Source organism: Arthrobacter rhizosphaerae (assembly GCF_023062595.1).
Classification (GTDB): domain Bacteria; phylum Actinomycetota; class Actinomycetes; order Actinomycetales; family Micrococcaceae; genus Arthrobacter; species Arthrobacter rhizosphaerae.
In genome coordinates this window covers 439,615-457,447 of the sequence record NZ_JALLAN010000001.1, presented here as the reverse complement: position 1 = coordinate 457,447, position 17,833 = coordinate 439,615, and the positions used below count along the sequence as shown (strand labels likewise).

Annotated in this window: 17 protein-coding genes; 8 read left to right on the top strand and 9 right to left on the bottom strand. The window is 62.4% G+C overall.

Features of this window, described 5'->3' with window-relative positions:
• The first annotated feature begins 10 nt into the window (after nucleotides 1-10).
• The 6 genes from MU551_RS02260 (at nucleotide 11) to MU551_RS02235 (ending at nucleotide 7,106) form a co-directional block, all read left to right on the top strand.
• On the top strand, nucleotides 11-409 hold the full coding sequence (locus MU551_RS02260) for a hypothetical protein (protein WP_247040505.1): 399 nt from the start codon (nucleotides 11-13) through the stop codon (nucleotides 407-409).
• Nucleotides 410-438: 29 nt separating this feature from the next.
• Nucleotides 439-708, top strand: a complete 270-nt coding sequence (tatA, locus tag MU551_RS02255) for a Sec-independent protein translocase subunit TatA (RefSeq protein WP_247040504.1) — start codon at nucleotides 439-441, stop codon at nucleotides 706-708.
• 6 nt (nucleotides 709-714) lie between these two features.
• Nucleotides 715-1,551, top strand: coding sequence for a twin-arginine translocase subunit TatC (tatC, locus tag MU551_RS02250; protein ID WP_247040503.1), 837 nt, complete (start codon nucleotides 715-717; stop codon nucleotides 1,549-1,551).
• A 24-nt stretch (nucleotides 1,552-1,575) separates the two neighbouring features.
• Nucleotides 1,576-4,470: a DEAD/DEAH box helicase gene (locus tag MU551_RS02245; RefSeq protein ID WP_247040502.1), complete on the top strand. Its 2,895-nt coding sequence runs from the start codon at nucleotides 1,576-1,578 to the stop codon at nucleotides 4,468-4,470.
• A 94-nt stretch (nucleotides 4,471-4,564) separates the two neighbouring features.
• Nucleotides 4,565-6,247, top strand: coding sequence for an amidohydrolase (locus tag MU551_RS02240; protein ID WP_247040501.1), 1,683 nt, complete (start codon nucleotides 4,565-4,567; stop codon nucleotides 6,245-6,247).
• A gap of 118 nt (nucleotides 6,248-6,365) precedes the next feature.
• Nucleotides 6,366-7,106 (top strand): polyprenol monophosphomannose synthase, encoded by a 741-nt coding sequence (locus tag MU551_RS02235; protein WP_247040500.1) that lies wholly within the window; start codon nucleotides 6,366-6,368, stop codon nucleotides 7,104-7,106.
• Nucleotides 7,107-7,218: 112 nt separating this feature from the next.
• Here the strand turns inward: MU551_RS02235 and MU551_RS02230 are convergent, their stop codons facing one another.
• The 4 genes from MU551_RS02230 to MU551_RS02215 form a co-directional block, all read right to left on the bottom strand.
• The gene (locus tag MU551_RS02230; protein ID WP_011692034.1) at nucleotides 7,219-7,566 is read right to left on the bottom strand and encodes an RNA polymerase-binding protein RbpA; all 348 of its coding nucleotides are present in this window, start codon (nucleotides 7,564-7,566) and stop codon (nucleotides 7,219-7,221) included.
• Nucleotides 7,567-7,822: 256 nt separating this feature from the next.
• Nucleotides 7,823-8,773, bottom strand: coding sequence for an SPFH domain-containing protein (locus MU551_RS02225; protein WP_247040499.1), 951 nt, complete (start codon nucleotides 8,771-8,773; stop codon nucleotides 7,823-7,825).
• A gap of 113 nt (nucleotides 8,774-8,886) precedes the next feature.
• A complete protein-coding gene (locus MU551_RS02220; RefSeq protein ID WP_247040498.1) occupies nucleotides 8,887-9,345 on the bottom strand; it encodes an NfeD family protein in 459 nt (152 codons plus the stop codon).
• Between the two features lie 143 nt (nucleotides 9,346-9,488).
• The gene (locus MU551_RS02215) at nucleotides 9,489-10,355 is read right to left on the bottom strand and encodes a methyltransferase domain-containing protein (protein ID WP_247040497.1); all 867 of its coding nucleotides are present in this window, start codon (nucleotides 10,353-10,355) and stop codon (nucleotides 9,489-9,491) included.
• Nucleotides 10,356-10,428: 73 nt separating this feature from the next.
• On the opposite strand from MU551_RS02215, the gene MU551_RS02210 reads away from it, so the two are divergent.
• Nucleotides 10,429-12,477, top strand: coding sequence for a S9 family peptidase (locus MU551_RS02210; protein WP_247040496.1), 2,049 nt, complete (start codon nucleotides 10,429-10,431; stop codon nucleotides 12,475-12,477).
• Here the strand turns inward: MU551_RS02210 and MU551_RS02205 are convergent, their stop codons facing one another.
• Both MU551_RS02205 and MU551_RS02200 read right to left on the bottom strand, forming a co-directional pair.
• Complete coding sequence (locus MU551_RS02205; RefSeq protein WP_247040495.1) at nucleotides 12,478-13,131, bottom strand: peptide deformylase; 654 nt, start codon at nucleotides 13,129-13,131, stop codon at nucleotides 12,478-12,480.
• A 25-nt stretch (nucleotides 13,132-13,156) separates the two neighbouring features.
• Nucleotides 13,157-14,164, bottom strand: a complete 1,008-nt coding sequence (locus tag MU551_RS02200; protein WP_247040494.1) for a putative periplasmic lipoprotein — start codon at nucleotides 14,162-14,164, stop codon at nucleotides 13,157-13,159.
• 114 nt (nucleotides 14,165-14,278) lie between these two features.
• Between MU551_RS02200 and MU551_RS02195 the strand changes: the two genes are divergently transcribed.
• A complete protein-coding gene (locus tag MU551_RS02195) occupies nucleotides 14,279-14,698 on the top strand; it encodes a nuclear transport factor 2 family protein (RefSeq protein ID WP_247040493.1) in 420 nt (139 codons plus the stop codon).
• Between the two features lie 21 nt (nucleotides 14,699-14,719).
• Here MU551_RS02195 and MU551_RS02190 read toward each other — a convergent pair whose 3' ends face one another.
• The 3 genes from MU551_RS02190 to MU551_RS02180 are packed head-to-tail and all read right to left on the bottom strand — an operon-like array spanning nucleotide 14,720 to nucleotide 17,803.
• Nucleotides 14,720-15,853 (bottom strand): FAD-dependent oxidoreductase, encoded by a 1,134-nt coding sequence (locus MU551_RS02190; protein ID WP_247040492.1) that lies wholly within the window; start codon nucleotides 15,851-15,853, stop codon nucleotides 14,720-14,722.
• The gene (locus tag MU551_RS02185) at nucleotides 15,850-16,599 is read right to left on the bottom strand and encodes a class I SAM-dependent methyltransferase (protein WP_247040491.1); all 750 of its coding nucleotides are present in this window, start codon (nucleotides 16,597-16,599) and stop codon (nucleotides 15,850-15,852) included. The genes MU551_RS02190 and MU551_RS02185 overlap by 4 nt, the downstream gene beginning before the upstream one ends.
• Nucleotides 16,571-17,803, bottom strand: a complete 1,233-nt coding sequence (locus tag MU551_RS02180) for a type III polyketide synthase (protein WP_247040490.1) — start codon at nucleotides 17,801-17,803, stop codon at nucleotides 16,571-16,573. The genes MU551_RS02185 and MU551_RS02180 overlap by 29 nt, the downstream gene beginning before the upstream one ends.
• Between the last annotated feature and the right edge of the window lie 30 nt (nucleotides 17,804-17,833).

Here is a 17,833-nt window from a genome sequence, read left to right as displayed (position 1 = left end):
ACTACTCAGCATGCCTTGGTGGTCCTGGATACTTCTCTGGATAGCGCTTGTTGCGCTGTCCCTCCTCTTCTACGCCTTTCTCGGCTTCCGGCTCGTCCGTCAGATCATGGCCACCTTCAAGGAACTGGGGGAGGCCGGAAGCCGCCTTGGCCAGCCCGGCAGCCGGTCAGGCAATTCCTTCGCTGACCTGGACCCTGATGCTGTCGCCGAAAATGGATTGGAAGCCGGAAGGCTGACGCAATCCCTGCCACCGGGACTGGCTGTCTTCGCGTCCCCGGAGCAGATGCGGCTTGAGTATCATGCGGGCAAAGCCGCCCGCCAGGAAAGGCGCCGTGCCCGACGCGTTCAGCGCAAGGCGGATAGGGGCCAGCCCCAGCGGCTGCGCGACATCGAATTCAGTAAGACGTAGGATGTATCTAAACGAAAGGACCTCCCAACATGAGGCTTGAAGGCTGGCATCTCATCATTATTATCGTTTTGGCTCTGGTGCTTTTTGCTGCACCACGCCTGCCTGGCATGGCCAGGAGCCTGGGGCAGTCGATGCGGATTTTCAAGTCCGAAGTCCGGGAAATGAAGAAGGACGGCACCGCGGAAGCGAAGGACGGCTCTGAACCTGTCGAAGGCAAAGTGGTGAACCACCCCCGCACCGACTCGACCGACAACCGCCCCGCGGACGGTACTGACGTTCCGCCGTCGAACCGCGCCTAAGTCCAGATGGCAGTAACCATGGGCCGCCGATCCAACCCTGAGGGGAAGATGGCGCTGCTTGACCATCTCAAGGAACTGCGGAACAGGCTCTTCAAGTCCGCAATCGGCGTCATTCTCGGAACCATTGTCGGGTTTCTGGCGTACCAGCCGATGCTGGCCGCGCTGATCAAACCCATCGTTGACCTCAACGAAAAAGAGGGGCGCCAGGCCTCGCTCAACTTTGACGGCGTGGCCAGTTCCTTTGACCTGATGATCCAGGTGTCGGTCTTCCTTGGCCTGATAGTCGCCAGCCCTGTGTGGCTCTATCAGCTGTGGGCCTTCATCGTTCCCGGTCTGCATAAAAAAGAGCGGCGCCTGGCTTTGTCCTTTGTGGCGGCCGCAGTCCCGCTCTTCGTAGGAGGCGTAGTGCTGGCCTGGCTGGTGCTGCCCAACGCGGTCCGGGTACTCACGGACTTCACGCCCAGCGGGGGCTCCAACTTCATCAGTGCGCAAGTGTATCTGGCATTCGTCCTGCGGCTCCTGCTGGCCTTCGGCATTGCCTTCCTCCTGCCAGTCGTCCTTTTTGGACTGAATCTGGCGGGCATCATCAAGGGGCAGCAGCTCGTCAAGAGCTGGCGGATTACCGTGTTTCTGGTATGCCTTTTCGCGGCAATGGCGGCCCCTGGCGCTGACGCCATGAGCATGTTCTACCTGGCTGGGCCCATGCTGGCGCTGTTTTTCGCCGCCATCGGGCTGTGCCTCCTCAACGACCGTCGTCGGGATCGCAAAGCCGCAAAACGCTCCGCCGAGACTGAAGCCACAGCCAACATAGCAACCCCGCGGACTGAACTGGGCAATCTCTAGCTCTTCGCCCACTAGGCTTGATGCATGTCCTCCATATCCGGGCCCCAGTCGCCATCCGAGCTCTACCGGGCCAGCGTTGAACGGACCGCCGAAGCCAATACTTATCTGGGTGGTTTCGTCCGTTCCCTGGAGTTTGAGCTGGATGACTTTCAGCGTGAGGCATGTAAGTCACTGCAGGCCGGCCGTGGTGTGCTCGTGGCGGCACCCACAGGCGCCGGGAAAACCATTGTGGGGGAGTTCGCCATCTACCTCGCACTGCAGCGTGGACTCAAGGCGTTCTACACCACACCCATCAAAGCACTGAGCAACCAGAAGTACTTCGAGCTTTCCGAGAAGTACGGGCTTCACAACGTTGGCCTCCTGACCGGGGACACGAGCATCAACGGTGACGCGCCGGTTGTGGTGATGACCACCGAGGTGTTGCGGAACATGCTTTACGCCGACTCCGATTCCCTCGACGATCTTGGCTACGTGGTGATGGACGAGGTCCATTACCTCGCTGACCGCTTCCGCGGGGCCGTGTGGGAAGAGGTGATCATCCACCTTCCCAGCGAGGTCCAAGTGGCGTCGCTCAGCGCCACAGTCTCCAACGCTGAGGAGTTCGGAGCGTGGCTGGACACCGTCCGGGGCCACACTGACATCATCGTTTCGGAACACCGTCCCGTTCCCCTGTGGCAGCACGTCATGGTTGGCCGGAACATCGTGGATCTCTTCGCGGGTGAGACGCCCTTCGACGAAATTGCGCCTCCGGACGCCGACGCAGCTGAACCGGTGCTCTCAGCAGAAGCGGCAAGCCAGCGCGGCTTTGAGGTGAACCCTGAGTTGCTGTCCATGGCGAAGGCCGAAAGCCAGATGAACTTCCGCGGACGGTTCGGACACGGCGGGCGCAGCCAACGCCGCCAGCATGGCCAGCACGTGCGGGAGAACGCCGGCGCCCCCGGCGAGCAGCGAAGCCCTGTGCGCAAGGCCAGCCGACCTCAGGTCATCGCCAGCCTGGACCGGCAGGATCTGCTGCCTGCAATCACCTTTATTTTTTCGAGGGCAGGCTGCGACGCAGCCGTCGCACAATGCGTGTCCGCGGGACTCTGGCTGACCACAGAGAAGGAACAGCGCATCATCGCGATGCGCGTTGACGAGGCGGGCCAGGACATTCCTTCGGAGGATCTGGACGTGCTGGGATTCTGGAGCTGGCGTGACGGCCTGCTCCGCGGACTGGCTGCCCATCACGCCGGGCTCCTGCCCACTTTCAAGGAAGTGGTGGAGAAACTGTTTGCCGAGGGCCTGGTGAAGGCCGTTTTCGCAACGGAAACCCTTGCCTTGGGCGTGAACATGCCTGCACGCTCAGTGGTTCTGGAGAAGCTGGAAAAGTTCAATGGTGAAGCGCACGTGGGTATAACTGCCGGCGAATACACCCAGCTGACCGGGCGCGCCGGGCGGCGCGGCATCGACGTCGAGGGTCACGCCGTGGTGCTGTGGCAACCAGGAACGGACCCCGCGGCTGTAGCGGGCCTCGCCTCCCGGCGCACCTACCCGTTGAACTCCAGCTTCCGTCCCACGTACAACATGAGCATTAACCTTCTGGCACAATTTGGCAGGCCCAGGGCGCGCGAAATCCTCGAATCTTCCTTCGCCCAATTCCAGGCCGACCGTTCCGTCGTCGGGCTGGCCAAGCAGGTGCGCAGCCGCGAGGAATCGCTGGCCGGATTCCGCAAATCCATGACATGCCACCTCGGAGATTTCACCGAGTACGCGCGCCTGCGCCGCGAATTGTCCGACGCCGAGAACGTCGCGGCCCGCGGCCAATCCCGTGCCCGCAAATCCCTCACCGAAGACTCCCTGAGCCGCCTCCTTCCCGGCGATGTCATTGACGTACCCACGGGAAGGGCTCCGGGATTCGCCGTCGTGCTGAGCTCTGACCACACGTCCCGGGAACCCAGGCCGGCGGTGCTGACCTTGGACCACCAGCTGCGGAGGATCGGGATTCACGACCTCGAGGGTCCTGTTTCGCCCGTGACCCGCGTCAGGATCCCGAAGTCCTTCAACGCCAAAGTGCCCAAATCCCGCCGGGAGCTTGCTTCCTCCGTCCGCAACGCCATCCGGGAAAACCGGCCGCCCGCACCCGACAGCAGCAGGCACAACGACTTTGGGCGGGCCGCGGCGCTTCCGGACCAGGAACGAAAGATCGCCGAGCTCCGCCGTGCCCAGAGGTCCCATCCCTGTCACGGCTGCAGCGAGCGGGAAGACCATGCGCGCTGGTCCGAGCGCTGGTGGAAGCTGCGCCAGGAAACTGACGGCCTGGTACGCCAGATCCAGGGCAGAACCAACACCATTGCCAAGACTTTTGACCGGGTGTGCGAGGTGCTCTTCAGCTACGGATACCTTGAAACGACTGAATCCGGCAAGGTAGTGATCGGCCCGGACGGGCAGCGTTTGCGCCGCATCTACGGGGAAAAGGATCTGCTGATCTCCCAGGCCCTCCGGCAAGGGGCGTTCGACGACCTCGATGCGGCAGAGATCGCCGCCTTGGCGAGCATCCTTGTGTTCCAGGCAAAGCGCGAAGACCGCGGCCTGAGGCCGAGAATGCCAAGCGTTTCACTGGAAACTTCTGTGGACATTGTGGTTCAGGAATGGTCCGCGCTGGAAGACACAGAGGAAGCAAACAAGCTTCCGCTGACGGGAGAACCGGAACTGGGCCTCATGTGGCCTATCTTCAAGTGGGCGAAAGGCCGCCATCTCCAGGAAGTGCTCAGCGGAACCGATCTGGCCGCAGGCGACTTCGTGCGCTGGGTCAAGCAGGTCATTGACCTCCTTGACCAGCTGGCCAAGATCCCAGGCCTGGATCCCAGGATTGCCAGGCTCTGCAGCGAAGCGATCACGTTGGTGCGGCGGGGCGTCGTCGCGTATTCGACGGTCGCATGATCAGCCTTGCCCGCGAATAAAGGTTCGTCACCAGCGGTTTCCGCCGGAACTTCAGCTGTCAGTTTTCACTACCAGGTTCAGGAGTAGTTCATCCATGTCTGACTCATCGTCTGGCTCCTCGTCCCAAGGGCCGGCAAAAGACAAGCAGGCCCAGAGGCGGGTGACGTTGTACCGCAACGGCTCCGTCTATACCGCTGCTGATCCATTTGCGACTGCGATGCTCGTGGACGAAGGAACCGTGGCCTGGGTTGGCTCTGAGCAGGCAGCTTCCTCCATAGCTGACGATTCCATGGAGGTCATTGACCTTAGGGGCGCGCTGGTTGCGCCGGGTTTTGTCGACTCACATGTCCACCTCACAGAGACGGGGATTGCCCTGGGCTCGCTCCGGCTGGACGGCGTTCGTTCGGCAGGGGAACTGCTCGACGCGGTGGCGGGCTGGGGTGGCACTGGAACTGTCATGGGGCATGGCTGGGATGAGAGTGCCTGGCCTGATGGGACTCTCCCCAGCCGGGAAGAACTGGAGCGGGCCTCCGGGGGCAGACCGGTTTACCTGGCCAGGGTGGACGCCCATTCGGCGCTGGTCTCCTCATCCCTGGCAGCTGCGGCCAACTTGTCATCCCCGGACACTGCGGAAGCAGGCACCGACAGCCAAGTGAAGCGCGGGGACCATTCAGCCGCCCGCTTGGCAGCCCGCCAATTCCCCGCCGAACAGATTCGGGAGTTCCAGCGCCGAGCTCTTTCCGAAGCCGCAGCCAACGGCTACGTGGCCCTCGCCGAAATGTCCGCCCCCCATATCGGCACGGTGCTGGACCTGCAGCAGGCAGTGGGCTGGAACGCGGCCTCCGGCCAGGATTTTCCCGAGATTCTCGCCTACCGCGGCGAGCTCGCCGAATCCGAAGGGGATGCACGGGCCATACTTGATGGGCTAGGAGTTCCCGTCCGGGGGCTTGCCGGGGATCTGAACATTGACGGTTCCATCGGGTCCAGGACGGCCGCCCTTCGCGCGGATTACAGCGACGCAACGGGGGAGCGGGGCACCAGATACCTTTCTGTGGACCAGGCGGCTGCGCACGTCGCAGCCTGTTCGCTGCTGGGAATTCAGGCCGGCTTCCATGTAATCGGCGACGCCGGACTGGACGCTGTGCTGGAAGCATTCGACCAGGCTGCTGCGGAGGTAGGCGATCAGCGCATCCGGGCGGCGGGACACCGGCTTGAACACGTGGAAATGGCTGACTCATCGGCTATCGAGAGACTGGCCCGTCACTCCGTCACTGTCAGCGCCCAGCCGGCTTTCGATGCGGCGTGGGGCGCTGAGGGAGGCCTGTACCAGGAACGGCTCGGTACACGCCGCCTCACCATGAATCCTTTCGCCTCCCTCTATGCGGCCGGAGTGCCTGTGTGCTTCGGCAGTGACAGCCCGGTGACACCGCTTCGGCCCTGGGAAAGCGTGCGGGCCTGCCTGGAGCACAGCAATCCGGAACAGCGGATTTCGGCGCGGGCAGCATTCCTGGGGCACACCCGGGCGGGCTGGCGGGCCGCGAAATACTCCAATCCGATGGCTGGTCAGCTGGTACCCGGGGCACCGGCGAGCTTTGCAGTCTGGGAGGTTGAGGAACTGATGGTCCAGGTTGCCGACGGCCGGGTGCAGTCCTGGAGCACGGATCCCCGGGCAAGAACACCGCTCCTGCCGGCCCTGGACACCGGGGCCAGCCCCATATGTCTCCAGACGGTCCGCGATGGCAAGGAGCTTTATTCGCAGGACAGCCTCCGCGGCTAGCCGCTGTTGCAGGAACCCACCCCACTTTGGACGCCCTATAATAGAAAGTTGCGCCTGCAGCTCGGCTTTTCGCCTGGTCTGTGCGCTCTGACCGCTTCCACCAAGGAAAGGCCTCGCTGTGCGTGTCCTCACGATCATCCCCACCTACAATGAGCTGGAATCCCTGCCGAAGACAATCGGCCGCCTCAGGACCGCAGTCCCCGCATCGGATGTATTGGTTGTTGACGACAACAGCCCTGACGGCACCGGACAGCTGGCGGATGGCCTGGCCGCAGAGGATTCCCAGATCCATGTCCTGCATCGCCAGGGCAAGGCAGGACTCGGAGCGGCCTACATCGCTGGGTTCAAATGGGGACTTGAGGCGGGTTATGACGTTCTCGTAGAGATGGACGCTGACGGCTCCCACCAGCCGGAGCAACTTCCGCAATTGCTGGAGGCCCTGGAGCAGGGTGCCGATCTGGCCATGGGGTCCCGCTGGGTTCCTGGCGGAAGCGTAGTTAACTGGCCGCTGTACCGGCAGGCCATTTCGCGCGTCGGGAGCACTTATGCGCGGCTCATGCTGGGATTGAAGATCAAGGACGTCACCGGCGGCTTCCGCGCCTTCCGCCGCACCACCCTTGAAAAGCTCAACCTCGAAGAGGTGGCCTCGGTTGGCTACGGCTTCCAGGTGGACCTTGCCTGGCGCGTTGCAAAGCTGGGACTCACGATTGTTGAGCGTCCCATCACGTTCGTGGAGCGCGAGCTCGGGGACTCGAAGATGAGCGGGAACATTGTGGTTGAAGCCATGATCAATGTCACGCGCTGGGGCCTCGCCGCTCGGTGGCAGAAACTCACCTCCGGGAAGAGCTCCGCAGCTTAAGCTGCCAGGCGGTATTAAGACACAAAAAAGCCGGGCCTCTCGTCATGTAAGCGATGAGGGAGCCCGGCTCTCTTATGTGCTCGGTTCTTTTGTGCGCTGTGCGGTTCGGCCCTTAGGCTGAGCGGCGTTCTCCACGGCGTTCACGCAGAATCGTCAGGCGGTCCTCAAGGATCTGTTCCAGCTCGGGAAGCGACCGGCGCTCAAGGAGCATGTCCCAGTGGGTCCGGACGGCTTTTTCGTTGCTGTTGATGGGGCGTTCGCCGTCCACCAGGAGAGCTTCCTTGCCCGTTTTCGACACCCATACCGGAGGGATTTCAGCTTCCGAGGAGAAGGTGACGAAGACCTGTTCGCCGTCCTCGCAACGGTACTCAACCCGCTGGCGGGGAGCCGGCTCGACACCGGATTCCGTCTCCATGCTTTGTGCGCCGAGGCGCATGCCCCGCAGGCTGCGATCGCTCATGATTTCTCCCTTTGGTCGGTTCGCAGAGCCTGGCCCTGCGCTAGCCGGAGGTAAGTGACAGCCCCCGGACTACGGTTTGCACTACGTTGCATCGTTAACTCCAACGCTTTTCGCAGCATTCTTGTTCCAGCCTTATTGAACCGGTCGGACAAATATCCTATTATACGGTTTCTTCTACAGCCAAGCAAAAACAGCGAAGCAAAAATCAAACATAGGAGGAGTTGCCCTGTTCCGGGCAACTCCCCTTATTTATGGGCTAAGGCCCCTGCACAGCCTGTTTTTCAGTGGTTTGCTTTGCCGGAGCGCCCGCGCCGAAAAGGCCTTCGGAGTCCGAGTTTGTCCCACCCAGGGCGTTACCGATGCCCTTGAGTGCCTCGCCAACTTCGCTGGGAATGATCCACAGTTTGTTCGAGGATCCTTCGGCCAACTTCGGCAGCGTCTGCAGGTACTGGTAAGCCAGCAGCTTCTGATCCGGGTTGCCCTTATGAATTGCGTCGAAGACCTTCTGGATCGCCTGGGCTTCACCGTCGGCGCGCAAAATGGCGGCCTTTGCGTCGCCCTCTGCCTTGAGGATTGCTGCCTGTCGCTGGCCCTCGGCGGTGAGAATGGCCGACTGCTTGGTGCCCTCGGCGGTGAGGATAGCCGCACGCCGGTCCCGTTCGGCCCGCATCTGCTTCTCCATCGAATCCTGGATGGAGTGGGGCGGATCAATCGCCTTCAGTTCCACGCGCGAAACGCGGATGCCCCAGCGGCCGGTGGCTTCGTCCAGCACGCCTCGCAACTGACCATTGATCTGGTCGCGGGACGTCAGGGCCTCTTCGAGGTTCAGACCACCGACGACGTTACGGAGCGTGGTGGTGGTCAGCTGTTCGACCGCCTGGATGTAGTTGGCAATCTCATAGGTTGCAGCCCGCGGGTCAGTAACCTGGAAATAGACCACGGTGTCGATCGAGACCACCAGGTTGTCTTCGGTGATCACGGGCTGCGGGGGGAAGGAAACCACTTGTTCCCGGAGATCCAGGAGCGGCAGCAGCCTGTCCACGAAGGGGATCAGGATAGTAAGTCCCGGATTAAGTGTGCGCTGGTACTTTCCGAGCCGTTCGACTACGCCTGCCCGCGCCTGCGGGACGATTCGTACTGAGCGTACAAGCACGATGATTACGAATACGATCAGAACCAGCAGCACGATCGTGACTGCGATATCCATGCATCTCCTTCATTCCCCAATAGTTGTATTCAAGCTGAGTACGCAAGCGCGGCCACCTGGCGGAGGCCCCGCCGTTCACACCTTCTTGCTGCCCGGCGGCCGTGCCGGCGCAGTTACTGTACTGGTTCCGGCTGGGGAACGACGACTGCCGTAGCTCCTTCGATGGCCGATACCACCACGCGCTGGCCCGCCTCAAGAACTCCGTCCTTGGAGCGCGCACTCCACACGTCGCCTCCAATCTTGACCAGGCCGCCGTTGGAACTGACTGATTCCATGACCAGCGCTGATTCCCCGATAAGGCGGTCCACATTGGTCCTCTGTTCTGCAGGACCTTTATGGAGGTGTTTGAGCGCCACGGGCCGGACGAGGCCAACCATGAGGAGTGACACGACGCAGAAGACGATGATCTGCAACCAGAGGTCGGCGCCGGCAAAATCTGCAACGAGGGCGGCAAGGGCGCCACCGCCGAGCATAATGAAGAAAAGGTCCAAGGTGAGCATTTCCACCACGGCAAACGCCAGAAATACGGTCAGCCACAACGCCCACCAGTTCTCGCCAAGCCAATCAAACATGTAGCTCCCCCTTCGTCGCCGGGACCTGCGGGAGCAGACCCTCAGTAACTGTGCTTCCATCGTAGTCGGAAGCCTGAGGGGGCGGGGAGGGTCAGGAGGAGAGGTCGGGAAAGTGGCCAAGTCGTTATCTCGGACACTCGAGGTCAAGAGCCTGGGACGGAAGGGCGGCGGGGTTCAAAAGCGGTGATCCGGAAACGGGCAGAAACGTTGGTGCGGGACGGCAGGGAAGCCAGCAGGTCGGGAAGCGCCGATCGGTCCAGATGGTGCCCGGCCGGCCCCATCAACGCGAGATTGACGACGTCGACCGCTGGAAGGCTCAAGTCGAGGTCCAACTCCCGGGTGGCCAGTTCAATGAACGCTCCGTCCATGGATGCTGCCAGCCGTTCCTCTTTGGCCGGCTCCAGCCCCAGCATTCCGGTCGTTCCCGCAACTTCGGCCAGATGACCAGGCCTGGGCGTTACCACGATGAGTCTCCCACCAGGACGCAGGACCCGGGCAAACTCGGCGGGGTTGCGTGGAGCGAAGACGACGGTGACGACGTCGACTGCCCCATCCGCCAGTGGAAGGGGCTGCCATACATCGCAGACAATGTTGATGGCGTCGGGATTCAACCTGGCAGCGCGCCGCAAGGCGAACTTGGAAATGTCCAGGCCGATGGCTGAAGCCGGGAACCTGTCAAGAATCGCCCGCAAATAGTGTCCGGTTCCGGTGCCGGCGTCGAGGACAGCAGCGTTGGTGGCAGCGAGGGCCGGCGCGGCGGTGTCTGCGATGGCCAGGGCCAGCCCGTCATAGTGCCCGTGGGACAGAAAATCGCTGCGCGCGGCCACCATGTCGGCCGAGTCTGCCTCGAAGGCAGTCCCCTTGCCCACCAGGAAATTGAAGTATCCCTGTCTGGCGGCATCAAAGCTGTGACCCGCAGTGCACTTCAGCGTGCGCAGTTCGCCGGCGCCGAAGCTGAGTGCCTGCCGGCAAACGGGGCACAGCAGCAAATGGACGGTGTCAGAAGGCATAGCCCCATCTTAAGTGCCCGGCTCACCACTAAGTTGTTCCGCATCCGACCCCCGAACTACTAGGCTCGCAAGGGTGAAACCAGAACACCTGCCTCTGCTGAATTCCGTATCCGCCCCCACCGTTCATCCTGACGGCACGAGGGCGGTCGTGTCCGTTGTCCGTCCGGACTTCGATGCTGACACCTATGTGGGCCAGCTCTGGAGCATCTCCCGGAATCCCGAGAGACTGCCGCGGAGACTCACACGCGGGTTCCGTGACACGTCGCCGTCGTTTTCTCCGGACGGGCGTGTGCTCGCATTTCTCCGCGCGTCTCCGGACGGGAAACCGCAACTCCATGTTGTGGACGCGGCCGGAGGAGAGCCGCAGGTCATCACCAACGCGAAGCTTGGCGTCTCCTACTTCGCCTGGGCGCCTGACTCGCATCGGATAGTTTTCGCTGCCAGAACTCCAGAGGAGGGCCGGTACGGAACGGTCGACGGCGTTTCGTCCGCCGCCGAGGACGCCCGGTTGATCACGGATTACAAGTACCGGATGAACGGCGTGGGCTACACCGCTGATAAGCCCCTCCAGTTGTTTCTCGTTCACGTCCCAGATCTTGACGACGAGCCCAAAGTGGTGCGCGCCGGCCGTGCCGCTCGACAGGGGAAAGATTCCACGGATCCGCGTGCTTCGAAGGATTCCCCCGACGTGCCGGAGGACGAGACAGTGCCTACCGCCCGGCAGCTGACTGCGGCAGCGGTTGACCATGAAAGTGCAACGTTCAGCAGTGATGGAAGCACCATCTTCTTTGTGGCAGCACTCCACGAGGGAAGCGACGGCGATCTGGCCACCGGTATCTACTCCTTGCCCGCGGCGGGGGGACAGGATCCCGTTCCTCTGCAGCCAACTGAGGGACCGCGGCAGGCGGTCCACAGCGTCCGGCAGAGCCGGGACGGCAAGTGGCTCTTTTACCTGGCCCAGGAACTCGGCACCTCGGGCCTCGACTTCGTAGCCCGGAACACCGCCATGTACGTGATGCCCTCGGGCGGTGGTGACCCCATCTGCATGAGTGACGTCGAGAACATGGATCTGGATACTGGCGCTGGGCTGCTCGAACTCCATGGGGACGATTCGGTGCTCGTCCTGAACAACGCCCAAGGCACAGTGGAACTGCTGGAATTCGGTGCCACCGGCAACCACTCGCTCGTTGTCCACGGGGACCGTGTGGTTGTTGGAGCGGGATCGGGAGGAGGCTCGATCTTCGTCACTTTTGCGGATTCAGCCACTACCGGTGACGTGGCCATCCTGGAGGCTGGTCAACTGCGCTTGCTCACCGACTTCTCGGCGCGGCTGCGGACCGAAGCAGGCATCATCGAGCCCCGGGAGCTTACCTTCACTTCGCCGGACGGTCATCCGGTGCACGGCTGGCTTGTCATGCCTCCAGGCAAGGGACCCCACCCGGTGCTGCTCAACATCCACGGGGGGCCCTTCGCTCAGTACACGGTTGGAGTGTTCGACGAAGCCCAGGTGTACGCCGAGGCGGGATACGCCGTCCTGATGTGCAATCCCCGTGGCTCGGCCGGCTACGGCCAGGCCCATGGGCGTTCCATTAAGGGCAAGATGGGCACCGTGGATATGCAGGACGTCCTGGCATTCCTCGACGGCGCATTGGAAAAGTTCCAGGAACTGGATTCCACCGCGCTGGGAATTATGGGCGGCTCCTACGGCGGGTACCTGACCGCGTGGACCATCAGCCAGGATCACCGTTTCAAAGCGGCCATTGTGGAACGGGGATTCCTTGACCCGGTCAGCTTCGTGGGCTCTTCTGACATCGGCTGGTTTTTCGGCGGCGAGTACACCGGACCAATGCCTGAGGAAATGGCTGCCCAGAGCCCGATGGCCACCATTTCGGCCGTGCGGACCCCCACGCTCGTGATCCACAGCGAGGAGGACCTGCGGTGTCCGGTGGAACAGGGGCAGCGGTACTTCACGGCACTGAAGCAACAGGGAGTGGAGGCCGCGTTCCTGGTCTTCCCGGGGGAGAACCATGAACTTTCGCGATCCGGAACGCCCCACCACCGCAAGCAACGCTTCGAACACATCCTCCGCTGGTGGGCGAAATACCTCCCAGTGAAGGCTTGATCAGTCCGGCAGGAACCCGAGTTCCTGCCGGGCCCGGCTGATGTCCGGCGCCATCCAGCGCAGACCGTATTCCTCGTTCGTGGTGAGGGACCGGAGCTCGGCCTTGTCTACATAGAGCGTGCCGTGGAGATGGTCGGTTTCGTGCTGAACGATCCGCGCCTGCCATCCGGCATACTCTGCTTGCATGGCGGCCCCGTCCGGAGTGGTGTAAGTCAGCTGAACGCGGTCCGGGCGGGACACCACCGCCTGCAGGCCGTTCAGGGACAAACAGCCTTCGTAGAACGCTGCCCGGCCTGCGCCTATGGCGATATACGAGGGATTGAGCAGCACCAGGAAGTCCAGGGGTGCCCGCTCGCGGAGGCCCGCAACATCAGGCTCGACGTCGAACGCGTCTTCCGCCACGGCAATCTGTAGCGGGATCCCCAACTGCGGGGCAGCGAGCCCGACGCCAGGAGCGTTATGCATGACCCGGCGCATAAGGTCGATCAGCCCAGCCAGTTCCTCATCGGTGAGCTGTCCGTCGTAGCGGGCGGCGGACTGTCGCAGTGCAGGATGCCCCACCTGGACGATGGGCGGGAGACCCTCCGCAGCCAGGATGGATTGAACCGTCTCCTGTATCTCGGCGGGACTGGATGGAGTGGGGACTGAAGCCATAGGAAAAGCTTAATGCGGCTGAGTCCTACTGCGGTCCGCAGGTAGCGGTGACGAAATCGTGGATTCGGCCCCGAAGCTCGGCACCCGCGTCTACCTTTAAGACTCCTTGCTGCCCGGCCACGGTTATCCGCAACGGGAACAACGTCCCTACCTTGTCCTCTGCCACCGCATGGGGATCACACCGGGCCGGACGGATAACCAGGCGCAGCTCCGAAGCCGGTCCGCCCTCCTGAACCTTGACTCCGCGCGGCCATGGCCGGGAAGGTTCTTCAGCAATGAGCGGTGTCCCGTCGATTTTCTCTATGGTCAGGCTCCGCGGTTCTGGGCCAGGGTCCCCACCGCCCTGGGTACTCCCAGTGCTGCCTTGGGGTGACGGCTTGGGGAGTATGAGGATACGGACGACGGCGGTGCCGCCTTTCTCAGTAGCATCCAGTTCGGGCACCGGGCGGAACTCCGCAATCGCCTCGGCAGCCTTACTGACACACCGTTCCGCATTGTTCCGGGTCAACACACCATGTGGATCCGTCGGCTCCAGTGTTGCTTGACCTGGCATCGCCGGCTGAGTGGTGATCTGAAGCTGTGGTTTATCACCCTGAACCGTTGTCAGGCCTCCGGTCGGTTCACCGAAGCCGGTGCAGGCAGGCTCGGGGAGCTGCGCGGGAAGGCTTTTGGTCTGCCTCGGCGGAAGCTCGATGCCACCGGCGGACGGATCCCAGGTAATCGCGGCACCGAAAAGTCCGCTACGGAGGGAGGCATCCAGAACCGTCACGGGTTCAGGAGTGTTGTTCGTGAGCTGTATTTCGATGATTTGCCTGGCGTAGTTGTCCCTGAACTGGTTGATTTGGGCGCTGATGGCCGGCAGCCCGCCTATGGGAGTTGGCGATGGCGGCACAGGCGCAGAGGCTGAATCGGGACTGCCTTCGGGCCGAGGGCCAGAATTGCATGCGGCGAGCGTCATGAGCATCGCCATGGCAACGATAGAGGCAAGAGCGGACTTGAACCGGCGTCGTGAGGTCAGCGGTGCGCGGCTCATTCCTGAAGTCTAGGCCGTTGGTCCACGCCCCGTCACTGGCTGGCGCTGCTGGCAGTTCTGCGGGCTAGCGAAGGTGACTGGGGTGAAGATGCCCAATTCGGCTAAGGTCGTTTCATGACAGAAAAGGACCCCGTGGTTTTGGACCCCTTAATGTGTGTGCTCGGCTTTATCCGCGCGCTTGAATCAGGCGGCGGCGCAGAAGACATCAGGCCATTTTTGGCGGATGACTTTGTCCTCGTCGAAGCGCCGCATGTGCTGGCACCCCGCGGTTCGACCAAAACCCTTGAGGCGGTACTGTCAGGAGCAGAGAACAGCGGGGAAGTGGTGGCCGGGCAGCGCTTCGAGGTGAACCGAACCACTTGCGAAGGCGGCCGCGTGGTCATCGAAGCGGACTGGTCAGCGACGCTCCGGATGGACCTTCCGCACTGGGACTCCGGAGAAGTCATCAGGGCCAGGACCACCTCAGTGTTCGAGGTCAGCGACGGCCGGATCCTCAGCCAGGACAGCTACGACTGCTACTTCACGGGCGGCTGAACCTAAGCGCAGGCAGGATCTTCAGTGCATGGTAAAGCGCCGCGCAACCCAGGCATTGACTGTCGGGATTCCCGCAAGAGAGCTCAGCATCCGATTTCTGGCGGCCAGCAGGAGCGGCGGCACGGGGCGACCCAGAGCCATATTGATCTCGGCCTGACGCATGGCCTTAGCCGAGGCGCGCAATCGTGAGCTTTCGTAAGCACGCAGCTCAGTTGCCACCGGCTGCCCTCTTATCGCCGCCACGATGATAGGCGCGAGCGCTGCAGCATCAAGCCATCCCAGGTTCATTCCCTGACCGCCGATGGGACTGACCTCATGGGCGGCATCCCCGATCAAAGCTGTTCTGCCATGGATCAGCCGCACGGCTCGTCGCGACCGGACGCCGAAGGTGCTGAGCATGCTGTTGGTTTCGGGATCTATGCGTATTCCCGTTCTTTCACACACCAAGTCAGCCAACATCAAAGCCCCTGCCTGTGGCGGCAGACCCGGCATTCTAGCCACCCAGCGGCGGAGGGAGCCGGGCAGGGGGAACGATTCGACGATCCCCTTCGGTGCAAGGAACAACACAGCATCTGATCCGAATTCGGTAGAGTCCTTGAAATCGCCCATCAGGTAGGTGTCGGGATAGGTCTTCAGCCGCGACGGAACGCCCAGGAAATCCCGCATGCTGGACCGGACGCCGTCGGCCGCGACGGCGAGCACTGAAGTCTGCGCGGAGGATGCGGAAGCGGAGGCAACGTCCAGCGTGACGGTCCGTCCGTCGTCGTGCATTCCGGTCACAGTGGAGCCGCGCTGGAGGGCATCCGGATCCAGTTCCCGGAGGCGGCGCTCCAGTATTTCTTCCGTCTGTTCCTGCGGGAGGGAGAGGACGAAGGGGAAGCGGCCGGAGAGCCCGTCAAAGGACATCCCGGCTAGCGGTTTGCCGTTTCCGATCGCGACGCCGTGGCGGATTTGAACTCCCGAGGCCACCAGCCGGGAGGCGACGCCGATCCTGTCAAGGGCTTCCAGCGCAGGCGGGTGGATCCCGATGGCCCGCGAAAACGGCGACCGCGACGGTCGTTGCTCAAAGACCCGCACCGCCAGCCCCTGGCTGACCAAGAGGGACGCCAGATACAGGCCCACAGGACCTCCGCCAACGATCAAAACGTCGATCAAGGGTTCAGTGCCTCGGGCAATTGCGGCACCCTGTAATGCAGGACGGTCCTGAAGGGAAAACGCCGCTCGGCCACCCAGCCCGGGGGAGTGACGGCGTTCAGTTCCTGGGGCGTGTAGCTGCGGCGGATGGATGTGAGCCCGTCCTGCCTGATGAACGAACGCCTCAGTGGCAAGGCCGCCACGGAGAAGACGGCATACGCGATCGGGCTGCGCCGAAGGTCGTTGTGGATGACAAATCCGCGGGATAACGACGCCGACTCCGCCAAGAATTGTTGGAGTCCCGCCGAGGGAACGTGGTGAAGGACGTGGTTGGAGATCACGACGTCGAACGTAAGTCCTTCTGAAACCAGCTCGGCGGAGGATGCCTGGCGGAAGGTAACGCCGGCTGTTGCCGGGCGGCCAGCGGCAAAACGGTAGGCGCGCTCATCGGGATCGATCGCGGTGACCAGCAGCTGCTTGCCGTCCCGGGCAGCCCAGGCCGCGAGCAACACGGGGACGTCGCCCCCTCCGCACCCGATGTCCAGGAGGGTCGTAGGAGTGGTAGCTGATAACCGGGGCAGCAGCTGCTTCCGGTAGAGCCTGCGCCAGCCCGAGACCAGCCTGTTAACCAAGGCGAACTGTGCGTAGGTATTCTCAAGGCGTACCGGATCGCAATCGTCTGCGTCCATTTCCTCGACGGCATCAACCGCCCGTTCCCGCAGCAAGGCCATCACCGGCTCAGGCACGGAAGGGCTGGGCGAGAGCATCCAGCGGCGCCTCCATGAGCAGTTCAGTCGATGCCGTAGCCATTCCGGCAGTATTCCCTGCTGAAGCCTTGGGGCGGGACGAAATCTTGGTGAAAAGGGCCGTCTCCACCGTCAGTCCGGGGCCGAAGGCCATGGAGCAAATCCGTTCGTCGCCCGGTTCTTCCGGTAGTTCCAAAATGTATTTGAGGACAAACAACACGGTGGCGCTGCTCATGTTTCCGTAGTTCCTCAACGTCTCGCGGGCAGGAATCAGTTGTTCATCGCTGAGCTGCAGCCGGCTTTGGACCTTGTCCAGAATGCTGCGGCCGCCAGGATGGATTCCCCAGTGCCTGATGTCCGTGTAGGGCTTGTTGCGGAGAGATTCCTCGCGCGACAGCAATGGTTCCAGGGCGCCGATAATGTGATCGTCGATGATGTGTGGGACGTAGTTTCCCAGGACCATCTCGAAACCCTCGTCGCCGATGTTCCAGGCCATGGATTCCTCGCCGACCGGAGTCAAAACGGTCTCAAAGTGATCCAGCTGCAGGAGCGGTTCGGCGTCAGGAATGTCCCGGGCGGTCACCACCGCGCCTGCAGCGCCGTCGGCAAACAGTGCTGATCCCATGATCGTGTCCGGATCGTTGGACGTGCGCACGTGCAGTGAGCAGAGCTCGGCGCAGACCACCAGGACCGCGGCCTCCGGATCCGCTTCACAGAAGGACTTTGCTGCGCGGAGTGCTGGAAATGCTGCATAGCATCCCATAAAACCAAGGTGGTACCGCTGGACCGAGGGATTCAGGCCGAGGGCGCGGACGATCTTGTAGTCAGGGCCGGGATTGAAGAATCCTGTACAGGAAACTGTCACGAGGTGGGTGATGTCCTCCGGTCCGATACCGGCGCAAGCAGTCAGGGCAGCATCTGCTGCCTCGATAAACAATTTGGTCGCTTCCCGCGCGAAGATGTCGTTCCGGACCTTGGTGCTGGGCCGGAGCAGGAGACCGGTCCGGGGATCAAAGAACTGGGGGTTGTCGGAGCGGATTTCCATTGTCAGCTCGTCAACTGCGGTGTACCGGGTGTCTATGGCTGCCGAGTCGAAGCAGGTATTGACGAGCCTCGAGCCGAGCCTGGTGAGCCCGGGCTGGGCTGCGAAAACCTCCCGCGCTTCGGACTGGATCAGGATAGTCGGAGGGACTGCAGTTTCCAGGGATCTCAGGTAGACCGTCATGGTTCATTGTTAGTGAGAGACGGTGGATAA